Origin of the sequence: Mucilaginibacter sp. SMC90 (assembly GCF_022811725.1) — a bacterium.
Classification (GTDB): domain Bacteria; phylum Bacteroidota; class Bacteroidia; order Sphingobacteriales; family Sphingobacteriaceae; genus Mucilaginibacter.
In genome coordinates this window covers 72,775-91,423 of record NZ_CP094527.1, presented here as the reverse complement: position 1 = coordinate 91,423, position 18,649 = coordinate 72,775, and the positions used below count along the sequence as shown (strand labels likewise).

The window sequence follows — 18,649 nt, the reverse complement described above, 5'->3', positions numbered from 1 at the left end:
TGTACATTTACACTATGGTTAAAGATAATTTATACCAACCTTTCGAGATCGTATTGCGCGAGCCGCTCGATACCTGCCCCCGCAATGAACATTCACATAGCTTTTTCGAGTTTATTTACATTGTAAGCGGCACCGGGAAACAATGCATTAATAAAAGCAAATTTGCATATAAGCCAGGGCACCTGTTTTTACTCACTCCTGATGATTCGCATTATTTCGAGATACAAACAGCTACTCAGTTTCTGTTTGTCCGTTTTAATATGGCTTATATAAAAGACTATAAGCTGCCGGGCGATGCCATTAAGCACCTTGAATTTATCCTGAAAAACGCAGCGCAGGCACCGGGTTGTGTATTAAAAACCCATGAAGACAGCGCTGTTGTAAAACCCATTATGCAAGCCATCATCAGCGAGCGGCAAAAAAACGGGCTTTATAGTAAAGAGCTTTTACAGCAGTACATTAATACCATTATTGTAATTGTTGCCCGTAATGTGGCCATGAGCATGCCCGATGAAGTAGATGAAAATACCGAAGAAAAGGCGCTTGATATTCTCCAGTATGTTCAGGCAAATATCTATTTCCCCGAAAAACTAAGGGCTGAGTCTATCGCCGACAAGATGGGGATTTCAGAAACCTACGTTGGCCGTTACTTTAAAAAACACACAAACGAAACCCTGCAGCAATACATCATTAATTATAAGCTTAAGCTTGTCGAAAACCGCCTGCTGCATAGTAACATGCGTATGGTTGAAATTGCCAATGAGCTTGGTTTTAATGATGAAAGCCACCTGAACCGGATTTTTAAAAAGTACAGGAGCATGAACCCATCAGAGTTCAGGAAAGCAGGAAACGCTGTTGAAAAATAGATTTTCATCTCAGAAACCTCCAGCTATCGCCCACAAACCAGTCAATTTATATTCTGAATTTTGATTGAAATTATAAATTATATTGAAATTTCTTTAAAATATTCAAAATAATTTGCTTTTTTATCAAAAACACTTCATAAATTACAATTCTTAAAGATAACTGATTGTCAATTTTTAAACTATTGTAATTTTTCATGGAAGAATCAGCTTATTTTGACAAATACAACCCAATAAACAATGTTTGGGACGAAATGTATGGCTCAGACGCTAATGTTCGCGAACATTACCGCAAAGTTATTGACTATATTTCAAAAGAATCGGCCGATGACCTGAACAAAAAAGAGGAGCTTGCCAAACGCCTGTTCATGAGCCAAGGTATTACCTTCACCGTTTACAACAGTGGCGAAGGCATTGAAAAGATTTTTCCTTTTGATATCATTCCCCGTATTATCACGGCCGATGAATGGGCTTTTGTTGAACGGGGCATCAAACAGCGTCTCAATGCCCTCAATCTTTTCCTGAAAGATATTTACCACAACCAGTTTATCGTCAAAGACGGTATAGTACCTATTGATATTATTTATTCGTGCCCGCATTTTTTGCGCGAGATGTACCAGCTCCAGGTGCCTTATGATATTTACGTACACATTTCGGGTATCGACCTGATCCGGGACGAAGACGGCGCTTTTTATGTACTTGAAGATAACCTGCGCACCCCATCGGGCGTAAGCTACATGCTCGAAAACAGGGAGATCACCAAACGCCTATTCCCCGATCTTTTACCACAATGCAGCGTACGCAGTGTTACCGAATATCCATCTATATTGTATAAAAACCTGCTGGCGCTTTCGCCGCGGCAAATCCATAACCCAACCATTGTTTTACTTACGCCGGGCATTTATAACTCGGCCTATTTTGAACACACTACGCTGGCCCGCCTGATGGGGGTTGAACTGGTAGAAGGGCGCGACCTGGTGGTGAACAACCACAAGGTATATATGAAAACCACTACCGGGCTACAACAGGTTGATGTGATCTACCGCCGGGTGGATGATGAGTTTCTTGATCCGCTGGTATTTAATCCCGCAAGTATGCTGGGCGTGGCTGGCCTTATGGGCGCTTATCGCAAGGGAAACGTAGCCATTGTAAATGCAACAGGTACAGGTGTTGCCGATGATAAAGCGGTGTATGCCTACGTGCCCGATATGATCCGCTATTACCTGAACGAAGAGCCGATCCTCAAAAACGTTCCAACACACCAGTTAGGGAACCCCGACGAACGTGAAATGGTATTTAAAAACCTCAATAAAATGGTGGTTAAAAAAACCAATGGCAGCGGTGGTTATGGTATGCTGATGGGCCATGCGGCAAGCGAACAGGAAATGGACGATTATAAAAAAGAGATCCTTAAAGATCCCCGCAATTTCATAGCACAGCCAACTATCAGCCTCTCGGCAGCGCCATGTTATATGCAGGGCGAGTTAAAACCACGCCGGGTTGATTTAAGGCCTTACGCCCTTTTTGGGCCCGATGGCATTGAAATAGTACCGGGCGGCCTAACCCGCGTAGCCTTAAAAGAAGGCTCGCTGGTGGTTAACAGCTCGCAGGGTGGCGGCAGTAAGGACACCTGGGTTTTAACCTGAGGTTAAAGGTAAAAGGCTTTTCAAGTAAAACAAAAATAAACGAGGATGCGGTTTAAGTAAATCCGAAATTGAACATCCGAATTCCGAAATACAGATCATATGTTAAGCAGGGTTGCAGCAAGTTTTTATTGGTTAAGCCGTTACATTGAGCGCAGCGATGGTATGCTGCGGATGCTCAAAATTAATTATGCCTCATCGCAGGATACGGTGCAGGAATTTACATGGGAACCTGTAATGAGGATTTTTGCCGGGCTTGATGCCGTTGAGTCTGAAAAACTGGAAAATGACAGCCGGTCCGTTTTAAAATATATGGTTACCGGTAAAAACAACCCAAATTCCATACTCAACATCATTACCCTGGCGCGTGAAAACGCCCGCGGCGTTCAGGAACACATTACCAAAGATTTATGGCAATGCCTTAATGAATATTACCATACCGTAAAAGACCCACGGCTAGAACGTGCCCTTCACCGCGAAGACCCAATAGGCGTATTGGATATTTTGATAAAACAGGTGATGCTTTATTATGGCACCGTGGAGATCACTATGGAACGCGGCGAAGGCCGGGCGTTTATGAATATTGGCAAATACCTGGAGCGCGCTATTCAGTCGGTTGATATCCTGGATACCAAATTCAGCTCGGTAAGCGACAATCCCGACTTGCTTACGGATACTACCTATTGGAAACACCTGTTGCTTTCGCTGGGTGGTTATGAGCTGTATTTAAAAACCTATCGGGAAGGCTTTGAAGCCGAAAACATACTGGAACAGGTTGTGCTGAACAACGACTTTCCGCGTTCGGTTATCTACTCGGTAAACAATATTCAACGTTATTTCGACAGGCTGAAGAATGACAGCAATGCTGATGATTACCGCGAAATGTCGTTCCAGATAGGGAGGCTGCAAAGCCGCATTAAATACAGTTCGGTAAAAAGCATTAAGCAGGAGGGCCTGCACCTTTTCCTTACGCAAATAAGGAGCGAGCTGTACGGGGTAGGGAACTCTCTAAACCAGCATTATTTTGCTAATTCATAAATATGATTTGAAAACCGCTTAATTTGAAGATGTGATGATTTGAAAATTTGAAAATTTGAAAATGCAGGTTTACTTTTTTTCATTTTCAAATCTTCAAATTGTCCAATTAACTAATTAAAGAAAAGATGCCCGAATTTAAGATCCAACATATTACGAAATATACCTATGAGGGGCCTGTTCGTGACAGTGCCAACCAGATCATCCTGTTCCCGATAAAAGATGAATACCAGGAAGTAATTAAGCAGGAACTAAATATAACCGGTAACCCTGTAGTTGATACCCACATTGATTATTATGGCAACGAAGTTGGCAGTTTCACCTACAGCAATCAACACAATATGCTGGTCATTAACTCCAAGCTGGTTGTTGTTACCCGCCAGCGCCCACTGCCGGTAAATGATATTTTTCCGGAGCAGCAATGGGAGGACCTTAAGCGGCTTCAATACATGGTACCCTATATTGATTTTTTGAAGCAGGAGTATTTTGAAGGCCTGCCCCAACTACAGGAAATAGTTGAACAGGAGCGGCATAAAGACGAAACCCCTTTCCAGGTAGCACTTAGGTTTTGCAGCTGGGTGTACAAAAACTTTGAATATATAAAGGGGGTTACCACCGTTGAAACAACGCTTGACGAAGTATGGAAGCTTAAAGCCGGCGTATGCCAGGATTTTGCCCATATTTTAATGGTGATGCTGCGCCAGCTTAAAATACCATCGCGCTATGTAAGCGGCTATATCTGCACGCATAGCAGTGCCATGCGCGGCGAGGGCGCTACTCACGCCTGGGCCGAAGTATATGTGCCTGATTATGGATGGCTGGGCATCGACCCAACAAATAATTGCATTGCCAATGAAACTCATGTACGCCTGGCCGTAGGTCGTAATTTTTCTGATTGCTCTCCGGTTAAAGGTGTTTATAAAGGTGCATACAGGCATAAACTGGAAGTATCAGTAATTGTAGATGATGCCGACAATATTGTTTTCGAAGATAAAGCCCATGAAACACCGGCCATGCACGCGGCAACCGAATTTTCTAAAAACAGCTATCAACGGTATATGGAAATCATTCAGCAGCAGCAACAACAACAGCAGTAGGGAAGTTGGCAGTTTGCAGTGGCAGTTTGACAGAAGGAATGGAGAAGATATGTCATTGCGAGCGCAGCGCGGCAATCTTGTAGCCATTGCATGTCCGCCCTGTATAGCTATGGGATTGCCGCGTCGCCCCAAGTGCTTTTGCCCATCCCGCGCCTCGCAATGACATGATTTTTTAGAGATAATTCGTCACCGTTGTTGACCGCGAAACATCACCGCCTTTACAAAACTCAGGCAATCCTTAAATCATGCCAATCAAGGTTCAACACTTTGATAAAAAGCAACCAGGCTTGGTGCTATAACATGCACATCGTGCTGTTCTTCAATTAAACGGCGGGCGTTGAGGCCAATGTTGCGACAAAACTCCTCGTCGGTAATGCAGCGCTCAATGGCATCATAAAACTCCTGCCGGTTATTGGCAATCAGAATGTTGCTGCCATTGGTAAAGTTTATGCCTTCGGCACCAAGCGAGGTGGATATAATACACTTTTCCATGGCCATACCTTCAACTATTTTAACCCGCATCCCCCCGCTTGAAAGCAGTGGCACTACCATGATAGCTTTACTATTTACAAATTCAGAAGCATCGTCAATTTCTCCCTGGATAAAGATCTTGCCCATAGCCTCGTAATCATCAAAGCTATCGGGGATATTATGCCCGGCAACATAAAACTTTACACGCAGGTCGCCCTCGGTTAGGTCTTTATAAAAACTCTCAATAAACCATTCTATCCCTTCCCTGTTGGGCATCCAATCTAACGAGCCCAGAAAAAACAAACTTGGGAACTCCGTTTTATTGTAATCTGGTTTATAATCCGGCAAAGAGATGCCTACCGGAAAAATATCAACCGGAATTGTAACTCCGTATGATAGCAGCGTTTTTTTATCCTCATTGGTAAATACGGCTATACCATCAAATTTATTGAGCTGCTGCAGTTCATAATCCTTAACCCGGCGGGCCAGCAAATGCAGGTACCATTTCTTAAAAAGGTCACTTTTTCGCTGCGCCAGCCTAAGCCATACCTGGTGCTCAATATTGTGCGACCGGTAAATCAACCTTGCCTTTGTATGCTTACGCGTAGCAGCCAGATAGGGCGTTACAAACAGCCCTTCAAACTGGATAACATCGTATACCGTCTGGCGTAATTCGCGCAGCAGGAGCTTTTCAAATTCAGCATCGTAATAGCGGTCAACATCATTTGATTTTTTACTGAACAGGTTAGTTACAGCATCAAGTACCGATACATTAATGTTGATATCGTAGGATGTATAACGGATTTTTTGCAGCAGGTCATCTTCAGTTGTTTGTACACTGCCGTGATATCTTTTGCCGTTTAAAGCTACCAGTGCAACCTCATGCCCAAGCGCAATTAAACCTTTAATGGTATTGCAAACCACAATGGCGTAACCGCCATTCTGCGGAAATGGTACACGATGTGTTAAAATTAGGATCTTCAAACGGTGGATTTGGTTTTTAACAAAAATACCATCCTGAACGGGGTATTCAAAACTTCATTAAAAAATACTTAACTGCGGGTCTGTTACCCTGAAAGTGCGGCGATGGTAGGGTGTAAAACCAATTTTCATTACCGTTTTGCGATGCTTGATTGTAGGATAACCTTTATTGGTATGCCATTCATACTCCGGATGTTCGGCTGCAATTTGCATCATATAATCGTCGCGGTAGGTTTTAGCCAATATGGATGCTGCTGCTATACTGAAATATTTTCCGTCGCCCTTAATAATACACTCATGCGGAATGCTTTTGTATTTTTTGAAACGATTACCATCAATGATCAGAAACTGGGGCTCAAGATGTAATTTTTCAATGGCCCGGTGCATAGCCAGAAATGATGCATTCAGGATGTTGATCTCATCTATCTCCAGGTTATCAACAGATGCTACGGCGAAAGCCACCGCTTTTGCCTCAATTTCGGCACGGAGCTGATATCTTATTTCCTCAGTTACTTGCTTGGAATCATTCAGCAGGTGATGGTCAAAATCGGGAGGTAAAATAACCGCAGCGGCAAAAACAGGGCCGGCAAGGCATCCCCGCCCGGCCTCATCACATCCTGCTTCTAAAAACTCGTACTGGTACCTGGCTGATAGCATCCGGCAAATATAATAAGTGTTGTAAACGTGTTAGTGAAGTAATTAGTATTATGAGTTTTTCAACAAAGGGCTTTAGATCTTCAGAGGTTGTTTAAAAACGATAATTTTTGAATGTAGAGACGCATAATTGCGTCTCACGCTTGCAATTTACGGCGGCTCAGGTGTTTTAAAATCGACTTGTCCTTCGTGAGACGCAATTATGCGTCTCTACATTTAAAAAACACCCTTTTGCTTAAAAAATCTTCAGCGTAAGCAAGGTAATATCATCAATAGGCTTGCTTTTATGTACATTGCTCAGATAATCCATCAAAGCCTGGTTAAAGTTATCGGGCGATAGCTCGCCGTGTGCCAGCACAAAATCAAGTAACTTATCCTCATTCCATGCTTTGGAGCTTGGCGACTCAAAATCCATAAGCCCATCGGTATAGTTAAAGATGAGGCTGCCTGGTTCAACATCAACTTCGCCCTCGTTTAAAAAAGGAAGATCTTCAAAAACCCCGATCATGGTAGTACCAAGCTTAAGCGGGATAGCCCCCCCTTCCGAATACAATATGGTTGGGTTATGCCCGGCGTTAATATAGTTAAGCCGCCGGTTTTTCTGATTATAACGGGCAAGGAACAGGGTGATAAACCGCTCGCCTTTAGTGTTGTTTAATACAATTTTATTTAGCCTGTCAACAATATTGGTCAAATCACCATCTACTGCTGCCCATGCATGCAGGCTGGCCTGGAAGTTGGCCATCAATAAGGCCGCCGAAATACCTTTACCCGATACATCGGCAATACACCACAAAAACTCATGCTCATTAAGGCGGATAAAATCAAAGTAATCGCCCCCGATGTTTTGATGCGGAAGATACTTTGCACCAATTTCCACGCTATCGTCTTTATGCTCCCGCATGGGGATCAGCATATTTTGTACTTCTACAGCAAGTTCCATTTCGCGCTGAAAACGTTCAGACTGTAGTCGCTCACGAAAAAGCTTTTTATTTTCAAGCGCCACAATGATCACATTCATCAGCGTTTGGATGAAGTTAAGATCATTGTTAAGCATCTCGCCCGAAGTATTAAAATCGCCGATAAGGGCATAGGCAAGTGCTTTACTTTTGTGATATACCGGGATGAAATAATTATACTTTTTCAGCACAGGGTCGCGGTGCCCGGCTATAGCTATTGGGGCTTTAACTTTACTCAGCTTTTTACAGGCACGGGCCAGCACCACCGACGATTCAATATCCCCGCCATATTTGGCTATACAGGCAAATTTACTGTCCTTCTCAATCAAAAAACGCAGTTTACCTACCTGCAAATAATTTTGCAGAATAACTTCCAGCATTTGAATGAGGATAGGAGTAGCGGTGTTTTTGTTTATAGCCCGCGTAATTTCCAATAAAGAATTTAATTCCGACTGCCGTTTGAGCAAAAGCCTGATCAATTCGTCTTCGCCGGAACCGTCGTCTATATTCAGCATATTGATTAAGTACGCTGACTAAAATAGAAGAAATAATTTTTAAATACGAGTACTTTGTGATTTTATATCAAAGGCATCGCGCAGGCCAACGGTAACAAGGTTAAAGGCATACACCAGTAACATGATGGCCAAACCCGGAATTATCGCCAAAAAAGCCGAATCCATAACAATATAGCCATAATGCTCCTTGATCATACCGCCCCAGGTTGGCATAGGCGGCTGTGCGCCAAAGCCTAAAAAACTAAGCCCTGCTTCCAAAAGTATGGCTGATGCAAAATTTGAGGATGCAAGTACCAATATCGGTCCGGTGATATTTGGTAAAATATGTTTGGCTATAATGCGCTTGTTGCTAAAACCCAATGCCCTGGCGGCTTCAATGTATTCAACCTGTTTAAGGGCCATTACCTGCCCGCGTACCAGGCGCGCCACCTCAACCCACATAGACAGGCCAACAGCTATAAATATCTGCCACAAGCCTTTGCCTAATGCAAATGATATGGCTATTACAAGCAACAGGGCAGGCAGCGCCCATAAAATATTCATCAGCCAGCTTAACGATGCATCTACCCAGCCGCCAAAATAGCCGGCTACGGCCCCAACAGTCACTCCAAGCAACATGCTGATGATAACTGACATTAAACCTACTGCAAGCGAAATCCGGGTGCCCAGCAACAGGCGGCTCAGCATATCGCGGCCATAGCCGTCAGTACCAAGCCAAAAGGTTTTGAACCCGATATTCTCTTCCCGGATCTGCGCATCAAATTTTTGATAAACAGCAATAGTAGCAGGTTCAATAATTGTTTGACCGTTATTGGCAAACGCAACCTTCCCGTTTTTATAAACAGGCTTTTGCCCGGTTAAAACTTCAAAAATATTATATGCTTTTTTTTCAGGTTTATCTTCATCCCCAATGTAACCATTAACATAAATGGAATCTTTAACAAAATGATAACCGGTTACAGGCACTTCTTTATAAAACGATGGCTGGCCGTATAGCATTTTGGCAAACGCATTTATAGTATCAACAGGCTCCGTTTTCCGGAGTTTGAGCATCATGTAGGTTGACCCGGGCTTTTTTATACTGAGCTGGATAATCATATTATTGGCCAGCGGCGTATCATCGGGCATAATGAGGTAGCCCAGTATGGCAACAAGCAAAGTAAGCAGGATAAATGCCAACCCGGTTACGGCAATTTTATTACGCTTAAAAACACGCCAGGTGCGTTTTGCTGGTGTAATTTCGGCCAATGTGCTAATAGTTTCATGTGTATTGGCTAAATATCGCTTAAATAGCAGCAATTAACAATAATGGCAGATTTCTTTACAAACGCATTATGAAGCTGAAAGCTGTTTTGGAGCTAAAAGCTGAAAGCCAAAAGCTATATCCGGAGCTAAAAGCAGAAAGCTTAAGGCTCAAAGCACATAACCTTTTACAAGCCCGGAGCAGATTTCCTATACCTACGTTTGGTAGCTTTATGCTTTCAGCCTTCGGCTTTTAGCTTAATTATAGCTTACTTAACCATTCTGCCTTTCCAGGCGTACTTTTTGTTTTTTCCCAAAAAGCCGATGATAACGAAATAAAGAATATTAAGCGGCAGAACAAAGCTTACGTACAATAGCAGCTCGCGCCGTTTTAAAAAGTTCATGATGGGTGTCATGTATAACAGGTCTATCGCATATTTAATGCCGATGGTAAGCAAAAACAGTTTCAGGAAATAAATATCGAAAACCCCGAGTACCGCCGTAAGCAACAGCATAAAATTGCACAACCAGATACTGAGTGCAAAGGCCACCATCTTTTTATTTTTGTACTTGGTTGATTTTGATGCCCAGCGGCGCCTTTGCTGTATAAACTCTTTCAAATTGGGCTTTGCATGCGTATACACAATTGCCTCGCGCCTTTTCAAAAATCCTATCTTACCGGGATAACGCTCTCCAACCTTGTGCAATAAAAGTTCGTCATCACCCGAGGCCAGGTCATCAATGCCGGTAAAACCGCCAACCTCATAAAACACGTCTTTACGATAGGCGAAATTTGCCCCGTTACATGTAGCGGCAAAACCATGGCCTAAAAATGAACCTCCCATGCCAATGAGCGACGAAAAATCAAGCGTTTGCATCCGCTCAAATACCGATTGCTCCTGGAAATATGTTACCGGCGACGAGATCATCACCAGGTTATTTTGTTCGTAAAAGCCAACAATAGTACGCAGCCATTGATTACCCATACGGCAATCGGCATCTGTTGCTACCATCAAATCGCCTGTTGAACGTTTAATGGCTTCGGCTATTGCCTTTTTCTTGTACGAATTAAGTGTTTCACCAAGACTGAGCTTCAGTAGCGTTACGCCTTGCTTTGAATAACTGTTGATTATGGCGGCAGTATTATCTGTTGAATGGTCGTCGACAATAATGATCTCCAGCAATTCTTTCGGGTAATCCTGGGCCAAAATATCTTCGATGGTCAGATGGATCTTTTCTTCCTCATTTCGGGCCGCAATAAGCACTGTTACTTTGGTACTGAGTGTTTGGGCAATAACCGGCGGCATCGTGACCTTTGCCCAGCCTATCCGCAGATAGATCAGCAATACCACATAAAGCCCTACAGAAAACAACGAAATAATACTAATCAGCTCGGTCAAAGAATTTGAGTTTTAAAACGAATAAGGATCCTAAAATAGCAGGAATAAATAAATTAATAAGCCATATTGATGATACGCCGGCTATTACGGCAATATTTTGATCGGTTACATACACAAACAGGTGCGAAGCCGTAAATCCCCGTACGCCGATATCAAAAAGATCAAGCGAGGGAATGGCAGATGACACCAGGAAAAATAACATCAGCATCATCATCATTGGCGCAATATCCAGGTTTGGTACCAGCAACTGAAACACCAGGAAGTACTGAAACGAAAACGTAATATAACGGGCAATGCTAAAACCCATGATCGTGATAAGCTCATGAGTGTGATAACGCCCCATCACTTCAAAAAAGCGATGGTATTTTTTGATAAACGGAACCTTATCCAACAAGGTAACAGCCCAGTTTATATGAAAATAAAACACCAGCTGTATAGCTACAATTACTGCGCAAACAGCAGTTACCCCCCAGGCCAGCGCCAAATTTGAATGTATATAATTGGCAACAAACCAGATCATGGCAATCACCCCCAAAACGTTGGTAACCGAGCCCTGGCTAAATGAGCCCACCCCCATTGCAAAAATACCCGGCACACGTTTGCGGGGCGGTAAAAACATTACGCGGCCTCCGTATTCGCCCAGCCGGTTAGGTGTGGTTACAGCCCAGGTAAGGCCACAAAAAACAGCCTCAACTGCCTCCCATAAACTAATATTGATCAATGTTTTGGTTACGTAGCGCCACTTAAGTGCTTCCAAAAACCAGTTTAAAAACATCAGCAAAACAACCAGCCCCATGACAATAACAACATGGGCAGTACTTATGTGCGATGCAAAATGTTCAAACTGCTTTAGGTCGTTATTCTTTTTGTTGAATTGCCGGTAAATAAACCACCCCGCAACTAATAATATACCGGCCTTAAGAAGATACGAAACAACCTTTTTAGCAGAACGTGTCAAGTAGATAAATTTTATGCAATGTTACAAAAAAATGGGGCATGCCGAAGCTTGCCCCATACAACACTACACCGTTAGTTTTGTTTACTTCAGTCGTGCTTTTAAAAATACCAGGGTATTTGCATAAGCATCTTTAGTGGCATCGCTGTTATAAATAGGATTACTTGGGTTTGCAAATCCGTGATCGGCATCATATTGGTGCAGGTAAACCTTCTTTCCGGCAGCCTTCATATCGGCATCAAATTTAGCCACCACCTTTGTGTTAATCCACTGGTCTTTGTTGGCAAAATTCCCCAGCACATCGGTATTTAAAGTTTTTAATTTATTAACATCCTGCTCGGGCATACCGTAGTACATTACACAGGCAACGGCTTTTTTACCGGCAAGCAAACTGGTTTGCAGGCTCCATCCACCGCCAAAGCACCAGCCAATAGTAGCAATATGTGCATTAGCGCCGGCATAGGCGATAGCCCCGTTTACTATAGCGCGTGCCCTGTCGTCATTTACAGCCTGCATAAATTTGCCCGCATCTTCGCGGGTGGTAGCCACCTTGCCGTCGTACAAATCAAGGTCGATGATATTTACATTCCCCAGATCGTTATACAGTTTTTCCGATTCCTTTTTTACGTAATCATTAAGACCCCACCATTCATGTATTACCAATAAATAATTATTAGTAGGCTTTTTTGCTTTCATAAAAAATGCAGATGCCTGTTTTCCATCGGATGTTTTGTAGGTGATGGCCTCGCCGATACTGCTTTGAAAGCGGATGGGTAAAGGATTTTTGTGCGACATTTTAAATTGCGGGTTGGAAGCCAGCATGGCAAATTGCTGTGTTGCCGACGGATTGCTGCAGCAAACTACTTTGCGCTGTGCAAAGGTGATAGTAGCCAAACCAATAAATAGTGTTAAGAGAAGTAGTTTTTTCATGGGTGAAAGTTTTACATTAATTAAAAGCTGATATGCATTTTAAAACAAATACGCTGGGCATAGGGTTTCGGTTGCGGGGCCCGTTTAAATAACCAGCATAAATTTATGATAATGTAACATACAATTACCTAAAATTTAATGCGCACCTGCTATTACCTATATAACCTTATGGAGTAATATCACGTATATAATAATTACCAATATATATTTTAATATGCCTGTCCCGCCAATTCCTGATAATGAAATGGAAAGGCTCTTGAGCCTATCGGAATTTGATCTTGACTACACCGAACACCAGGATAGTTTTAAAGACCTCGCCAAGCTGGCCGCTAAGGTTACCGGCACAGAAATTTCGCTGGTAAACCTTATTGATTCTTATACCCAATGGAGTATCAGCGGCCACGGCCTGGAAATTGAACAAATGCCGCGCGAAGACTCTGTTTGCCAATACACAATCATAAACGGAGAATATTTTGAGGTGGGGGACCTGCAAAACGACGAGCGCTTTAAGGATAAATTTTATGTAACCGATGAGCCCCGGCTAAGATATTATTATGGAATACCGCTCAAAACAACCGACAACCACAATATTGGTGCCCTATGCGTACTTGATAAAAATGTTAAAGAGCTCACACCCGAAAAGGTTGAGCTTTTAAAGATCATCGCCAGTGAAATTGTAAACCGCTTAAAAGACCTTAAAGTAATTGGCAAACTAAAAAACAAGCTTTCTGAAGCCAACGAAACGCAAAAGAAGGTAGCCCATGACATCCGCGGGCCGTTAAGCGGCATTATTGGCCTTGCCCAACTCATCAGCGATCAGGGAGAGGCGAACCAAATTGAAGAAGTACTTGAATTCATCAACCTGATCCATAAAAGTGGCCGGTCAATCCTGGAACTGGCAGATGAGATTTTGAGTGCCGATAAAAAGGAGCATAAGCCCGTTTCAAATGGCTCTGAGTTTAACCTCCTGGTTTTAAAAGATAAAATAGAACGGCTGTTTGTACCGCAGGCCCGCAATAAAAACATTTTGCTTACGGTTAATACCTCGTCCGAATCGGAGCGGATACCATTTGCCCGCAACAAGCTATTGCAAATAACCGGAAACCTGATCTCAAATGCGATAAAATTTACCCCGGGCGGAGGTTATGTAGTAGTTAACTTAAGCCTGGAAGTAACCGACCATATCAGCACATTGCAAATCCAGGTAAAAGACAGTGGAGTTGGTATAGATAAAGAAGGTATCGAAAAAATACTGAAAGGCAACTCCGCTTCAACAAACGGAACAACCGGCGAAGCCGGGTTTGGTTTCGGGCTGGCTTTAGTAAAACACCTTATTGAAAGCCTTAAAGGCTCAATAAATATTTACTCAAAACCCAACGAAGGGACAGTATTTGAAGTGAAGCTACCTCAAAAAGTAGTATAGTATACCCTTGGTGTGAAAAACTTCAGGGCACAAAAATCCTGATAAGGCAAAAATTCCTAATAAAAAGTTTTCCGGAAAGGTAGATTTACAGATGCAATATCTAAAGTAAAATACCGGTTTAATGAGCCCGGTATTTTACTTTAGGTTATATTTTACCAGCTTTTGCCGCCGCCGCCACGATTATCTCTTGAATAGCCGCCGCCACCGCCGCCGCGGTTGCCACCACCGTAACCACCGCCACCGCGGTTACCGCCGCCGTAGCCACCGCCACTGCTTCTGCGATCGCCACCTGGTTTTTTCTCTTCTGCCTGGCTTACTGCAATTGATCTTCCTTTAACTTCAGAACCGTTTAGGCTGCTTATAGCTTGTTGTGCCGCCTCATCATCTGCCATTTCAATGAATCCGAATCCTTTGCTTCTTCCTGATTCCCTGTCAATAATAATTTTTACTGAGTTAACTTCACCATAAGCTTCGAAAAGCTGTTTTAAATCGGCTTCCCCTAAAGTAAAAGGAAGACTTCCTACGAATATGTTCATTAATATTTAGTTTTTAATGGGCATGCTTTGTTAATTACCCACGTTTTGTTAACATCAAATATAGTAATAGATATTTGATGATTACTGCATGTTTATGTGAATGAGTGCTTTTATTTTAAAAAAAATTATTTTTTCACAGGTTTTGTGAACATAATTGGCATTAGTCAACCCATTAATACAAAGGGATATCCGTTTTGTTTTAAAAACGGGGTGTTTTTGTAAAATAATTATGAAAAACGCACGCGCCAGTATTTTTTTAATATTAACGTAACAAAAAAATTATTCAGCGCCCATAAATCGGCGTCAAAACTAAAGCACCGATTCTATTTTATAGTGCTTCCCATTTAATACAAACTCGTCTCCGGCCTTTTTACCACTAAGCATGTTGCCCACCGGCGATGCAGGAGACACCGCAAAAAATGTTTTGCCATTAAGCGTTAAAGCTCCCGCACTTATAGCCAGATAAAAATTGCCGTTATTGGTAACTATCACGCTGCCAGGCTCGGCATGTACTGATGCCCCTGTTGTACCTATGCGATTTAAGGCCACTAACAATTTGTTGGCTTCATTAAGCTGCGCCATGTTGCGGTTGGTTTCCTGCTGCGCCATTTCCCGCCCGGTTTCGTATTTATCGCCCGCGCTGCTTTTCGTATCATCAGTTGAGGATTTTTGCGCATCGGCAATGGCAAGCTCTGTGGCTTCCATAATTTTACGCACATGGTTAACACATAGCTGATGTAATTCTTTCTTCAGATCGCTCATTAAGGATATTAAACAGGCAACTAAAGTAAACGAAAAGATCAACATCTGCCTGAAAGAAAAACAAGCCTCCCTAACGCATATCATGATTTTACATTGCAGGAAGTGAAATCGATAGCAAACGCCGCTTGAGGAGATAGAAATGTTTTTTACATTTATTCATTTGAGCAAAACATTTTAAACAACCGGCAATACAAACCTTACAACTTTTACGTAAAACAGCATGGAAATAATAAACTCATATTTTTTATTAGGAGGGCCCAATAATAGCAAAGCTATAGCAAGTGCGTTTGCTCCGGAAGGAAGCAAATCCGTTTATGAATTAATAAACGATTTAGATAATACGACTGATTTACCTTTCGAGTTAAAATTATTTAGATTATCGGTACAAAAAGGTGGATTGAAACGAGATGATGATCTAAGCTCATTAGATAAAATTTGGTTAGATTATCTCCCCAATGACTCTGCAACACCTTTGTTTTCAGAAAAACTCAAGGCGACTATAGATAGTAAATTAACGGGCCATGAAGGTGTCGATTGGATTTCAGTAAAGGTAAATGGCAATAATGAACAGAGAATATATTTTTTGTTGCGATTTAAGCAGTCATTAGATGTTTTAGACGTTGAAAAAACAATATTTATAAAAGGGACAGATAGAATAATTGTACCATGCTTTTCGCATTCAAAAATTAAGGGATATACGGTATTCACAAAACCTACTCCCGGCAATTTATGGAAAATACCATCAGCCATTTATGTAAGTCAGGAATTGAAAGGAGCTATACAAAAAGAACAAATGTCAGGTTTGAATTTTGAAAAGGTTAGAGTATCATAAAAGGCTTTCATTGTCGCGAGTTTGTAAATTAGTGATGAAAAGCAAACTGCTTTTAACTTGTGACTTCACTCATCTGTCACCCAGCCCCTATGATTATTTTTGATGCATGCTTAGTTTATGTATAGCACAGCCCGGGACGAATTAACTCGTTATTTGCAAAGCTTCTCTACATTTTCTAAAATAAAAGCCCCCTTGCACTCGCTGCTTGGGGGCTTTAAACCTAAACCTTATCACTATTTGCAGGTGTTAACCTACAAAGTAGATAAACGTTACTTATAGTGATAATGGTATGTTCGACTAATCAAAACTGACAAAATAATGATATTCGCACATTATAACCCAACGGTTAGTTTATATTAACCGCCTTACTTACAGTTTACTGACAAAAAAATTAAGGGTTGATAAAATATGCTTCGCCCAGTATGACCATTCGTGCCCGCCTGGGTTTTCTTCATAAATATGGGGTATTTTCTCCTTGTTCAGCTTTTTGTGCAGGTCGCGATTGTAGTTAATGAGCAAATCATTAACACCGCAGTCAAAACGGACAGGCGGCAGTTGGTCCCTGTATTTTTTAAACGTAGCAAACACATCTTCATCGGCCACGATATCCTGGGCGTAAGTTTTTAAAGGTTCGCCTGCAAAAAGCTTAATTTGCGGCAAACTTGTTATAGATGAAAGGCCAGAAATTGCTTTAAACTTATGCCCGTATTTGGCACCTATCCTTAAAGCGCCAAAACCTCCCATAGAAAGGCCGGCAATAAACAATGGAGAATTTTGCTTAGCACCAGGGATATTTTCCATTACAGCTGCAGGTACATCTTCGGCTATCCATTGTTCAAAATTAAACCCGCTATGCGGTAAATAGCCCGAGCCATCGCCCCAAAGCCCGTCTGATGGCATGGCCAGTATCATTCTTGGCAATTCGCCTTTTTGAATAAGCTCATTGGTTTTTAAATGCACGCCTGCGCTCATGGCCCAGCTCCATGCGCTACCATACACGCCGTGCAGTAATATTACAATGGGTAAAACCTCGCTTTTATTGGCCCCCGACGGCACATACACGCAAATATCCCCCCTGCCTTTTAAATTGGGGGTTTTTACAGTTATAAACCGTAGCTGATTACTTTCATATTGCGGATTAGAAATCTCGGTAGTTTTAAATGGCATGGGCTTGTTTAGTCGAAAACGATAACCCCTTTTGCGTTTTTGCCTTTCAGCATATCGTCAAAAGCTTTATCAAGTTCGTTTATAGAGTATGTACGTGTAATCATTTCTTCGAGCAGTAAGCTCCCGCCGGTATAATGCTGTACTATTTCGGGGAAGTCAATTTGCGGGCGGCATTTGCCATAAAGCGGGTTGATGTAAATTTTATCCCATTCAAAAAGGCGCATATCAATGGTGATATCCTGCTCAATACCGCTTACCTGTACTGCCGTACCGGCGTTGCGCACCATAGCTAAAGGGGCCGCGCCTAACTCAGGTATCGCGGTACATTCAAATGCATAGTCGGCACCTCGGCCGCCGGTAAGTTTTTTTACCTCTTCGGCTGCTTTGAGTAAGCCGTTATCATCCTTGGCAGCCAAAATTATATGCGTGGCACCAAATTTAACAGCCATTTCAAGCCTGGTGGGATTAATGTCAATAGCGATGATCTTACCGGCTTGTGCAACTTTTGCGCCCTGGATCACATTAAGGCCCACGCCGCCTGTGCCCAGCACCACCGCCGATGAGCCTGCTTTTAGCTTAGCTGCATTTACTACCGAACCGTAACCTGTCATCACACCGCAACTGATGATGCTTGCTGCGGGGAACGACATGGTTTCGGACGTGTTTTTTACCACAGCCGACTCCTTTACCAACGTATACTCTGCTATTGTGCCAATGTTGAAAGACCTCAAAACAGGTTCGCCGTTAAGCGTTGTTCCCTCAAGATCAGCATGACCCGGGGTATAGCCATTGCCGCCGGCTGCAACCGGCGAGGCTACTTCACACAAATGCTGATTACCTTCAAGGCACTGAAAGCATTTGCCGCAGTGCATGGCCCAGTTTAAAATCACTTTATCGCCGGGTAATACGCTGCTAACATTTTTACCAACCGAAACCACAACACCGGCACCTTCATGCCCTATAATAAGTTGTTTGCCCCAATTTAATGAGTCATGATCTGTATGGCAAAGTCCCGCTGCCTTTATCTTAACCAGCACTTCATCATCTTTGGGTTGGTTCACCACAATATCTTGTATCGAAAAACCACTCTTTCCATCGGCAATAGCTGCCTTACATTTTATAGCCATAATTAGGATATGTCTTGAGTGCTTTTCATAGGCCACTAAAACCGGCGCTAAACAATA

General features: G+C 42.5%; 17 protein-coding genes. 6 read left to right on the top strand and 11 right to left on the bottom strand.

Going from position 1 to position 18,649, the window contains the following annotated elements:
* Nucleotides 1–14: 14 nt before the first annotated feature.
* From MTO98_RS00385 to MTO98_RS00370, 4 genes are all read left to right on the top strand, one after another.
* Nucleotides 15–866 carry an AraC family transcriptional regulator gene (locus tag MTO98_RS00385; protein WP_243484503.1) on the top strand — a complete coding sequence of 284 codons (852 nt, stop codon included), beginning with the start codon at nt 15–17 and terminating at the stop codon, nt 864–866.
* A gap of 194 nt (nt 867–1,060) precedes the next feature.
* Nucleotides 1,061–2,509: a circularly permuted type 2 ATP-grasp protein gene (locus MTO98_RS00380; RefSeq protein WP_243484501.1), complete on the top strand. Its 1,449-nt coding sequence runs from the start codon at nt 1,061–1,063 to the stop codon at nt 2,507–2,509.
* Between the two features lie 99 nt (nt 2,510–2,608).
* A complete protein-coding gene (locus tag MTO98_RS00375; protein ID WP_243484499.1) occupies nt 2,609–3,544 on the top strand; it encodes an alpha-E domain-containing protein in 936 nt (311 codons plus the stop codon).
* A gap of 125 nt (nt 3,545–3,669) precedes the next feature.
* A complete protein-coding gene (locus tag MTO98_RS00370) occupies nt 3,670–4,638 on the top strand; it encodes a transglutaminase family protein (RefSeq protein WP_243484498.1) in 969 nt (322 codons plus the stop codon).
* Nucleotides 4,639–4,890: 252 nt separating this feature from the next.
* Here MTO98_RS00370 and MTO98_RS00365 read toward each other — a convergent pair whose 3' ends face one another.
* The 7 genes from MTO98_RS00365 to MTO98_RS00335 all read right to left on the bottom strand — a co-directional run bounded on the left by MTO98_RS00365 (nt 4,891) and on the right by MTO98_RS00335 (nt 12,745).
* The gene (locus tag MTO98_RS00365) at nt 4,891–6,093 is read right to left on the bottom strand and encodes a glycosyltransferase family 4 protein (protein WP_243484495.1); all 1,203 of its coding nucleotides are present in this window, start codon (nt 6,091–6,093) and stop codon (nt 4,891–4,893) included.
* A 57-nt stretch (nt 6,094–6,150) separates the two neighbouring features.
* The gene (locus MTO98_RS00360) at nt 6,151–6,747 is read right to left on the bottom strand and encodes a ribonuclease HII (RefSeq protein WP_243484493.1); all 597 of its coding nucleotides are present in this window, start codon (nt 6,745–6,747) and stop codon (nt 6,151–6,153) included.
* Between the two features lie 232 nt (nt 6,748–6,979).
* Nucleotides 6,980–8,218, bottom strand: a complete 1,239-nt coding sequence (locus tag MTO98_RS00355; protein ID WP_243484492.1) for a PP2C family protein-serine/threonine phosphatase — start codon at nt 8,216–8,218, stop codon at nt 6,980–6,982.
* Between the two features lie 39 nt (nt 8,219–8,257).
* Nucleotides 8,258–9,517 carry an ABC transporter permease gene (locus MTO98_RS00350; protein WP_371825398.1) on the bottom strand — a complete coding sequence of 420 codons (1,260 nt, stop codon included), beginning with the start codon at nt 9,515–9,517 and terminating at the stop codon, nt 8,258–8,260.
* Nucleotides 9,518–9,729: 212 nt separating this feature from the next.
* Nucleotides 9,730–10,860 (bottom strand): glycosyltransferase, encoded by a 1,131-nt coding sequence (locus MTO98_RS00345; protein ID WP_243484489.1) that lies wholly within the window; start codon nt 10,858–10,860, stop codon nt 9,730–9,732.
* Nucleotides 10,844–11,818, bottom strand: coding sequence for a lysylphosphatidylglycerol synthase domain-containing protein (locus tag MTO98_RS00340; RefSeq protein ID WP_243484487.1), 975 nt, complete (start codon nt 11,816–11,818; stop codon nt 10,844–10,846). Before MTO98_RS00340 ends, MTO98_RS00345 begins: the two co-directional genes overlap by 17 nt.
* Nucleotides 11,819–11,899: 81 nt before the next feature.
* On the bottom strand, nt 11,900–12,745 hold the full coding sequence (locus tag MTO98_RS00335) for a dienelactone hydrolase family protein (RefSeq protein ID WP_243484485.1): 846 nt from the start codon (nt 12,743–12,745) through the stop codon (nt 11,900–11,902).
* Nucleotides 12,746–12,959: 214 nt separating this feature from the next.
* Here MTO98_RS00335 and MTO98_RS00330 point away from each other — a divergent pair, with 214 nt between their 5' ends.
* Nucleotides 12,960–14,168, top strand: a complete 1,209-nt coding sequence (locus tag MTO98_RS00330; RefSeq protein WP_243484483.1) for a GAF domain-containing sensor histidine kinase — start codon at nt 12,960–12,962, stop codon at nt 14,166–14,168.
* A 152-nt stretch (nt 14,169–14,320) separates the two neighbouring features.
* Here MTO98_RS00330 and MTO98_RS00325 read toward each other — a convergent pair whose 3' ends face one another.
* Entirely contained in the window at nt 14,321–14,704 is a 384-nt protein-coding gene (locus MTO98_RS00325) for an RNA-binding protein (RefSeq protein ID WP_243484481.1), read from the bottom strand.
* Nucleotides 14,705–15,013: 309 nt separating this feature from the next.
* Entirely contained in the window at nt 15,014–15,466 is a 453-nt protein-coding gene (locus MTO98_RS00320; protein WP_243484479.1) for a GreA/GreB family elongation factor, read from the bottom strand.
* Nucleotides 15,467–15,686: 220 nt separating this feature from the next.
* Here MTO98_RS00320 and MTO98_RS00315 point away from each other — a divergent pair, with 220 nt between their 5' ends.
* On the top strand, nt 15,687–16,298 hold the full coding sequence (locus MTO98_RS00315; protein WP_243484478.1) for an imm11 family protein: 612 nt from the start codon (nt 15,687–15,689) through the stop codon (nt 16,296–16,298).
* Nucleotides 16,299–16,667: 369 nt separating this feature from the next.
* Here MTO98_RS00315 and MTO98_RS00310 read toward each other — a convergent pair whose 3' ends face one another.
* Together MTO98_RS00310 and MTO98_RS00305 are read right to left on the bottom strand one after the other, a co-directional pair.
* Nucleotides 16,668–17,465 (bottom strand): alpha/beta hydrolase family protein, encoded by a 798-nt coding sequence (locus MTO98_RS00310; RefSeq protein ID WP_243484476.1) that lies wholly within the window; start codon nt 17,463–17,465, stop codon nt 16,668–16,670.
* Between the two features lie 8 nt (nt 17,466–17,473).
* Nucleotides 17,474–18,592, bottom strand: a complete 1,119-nt coding sequence (locus MTO98_RS00305) for a Zn-dependent alcohol dehydrogenase (protein WP_243484474.1) — start codon at nt 18,590–18,592, stop codon at nt 17,474–17,476.
* Nucleotides 18,593–18,649: the final 57 nt, after the last annotated feature.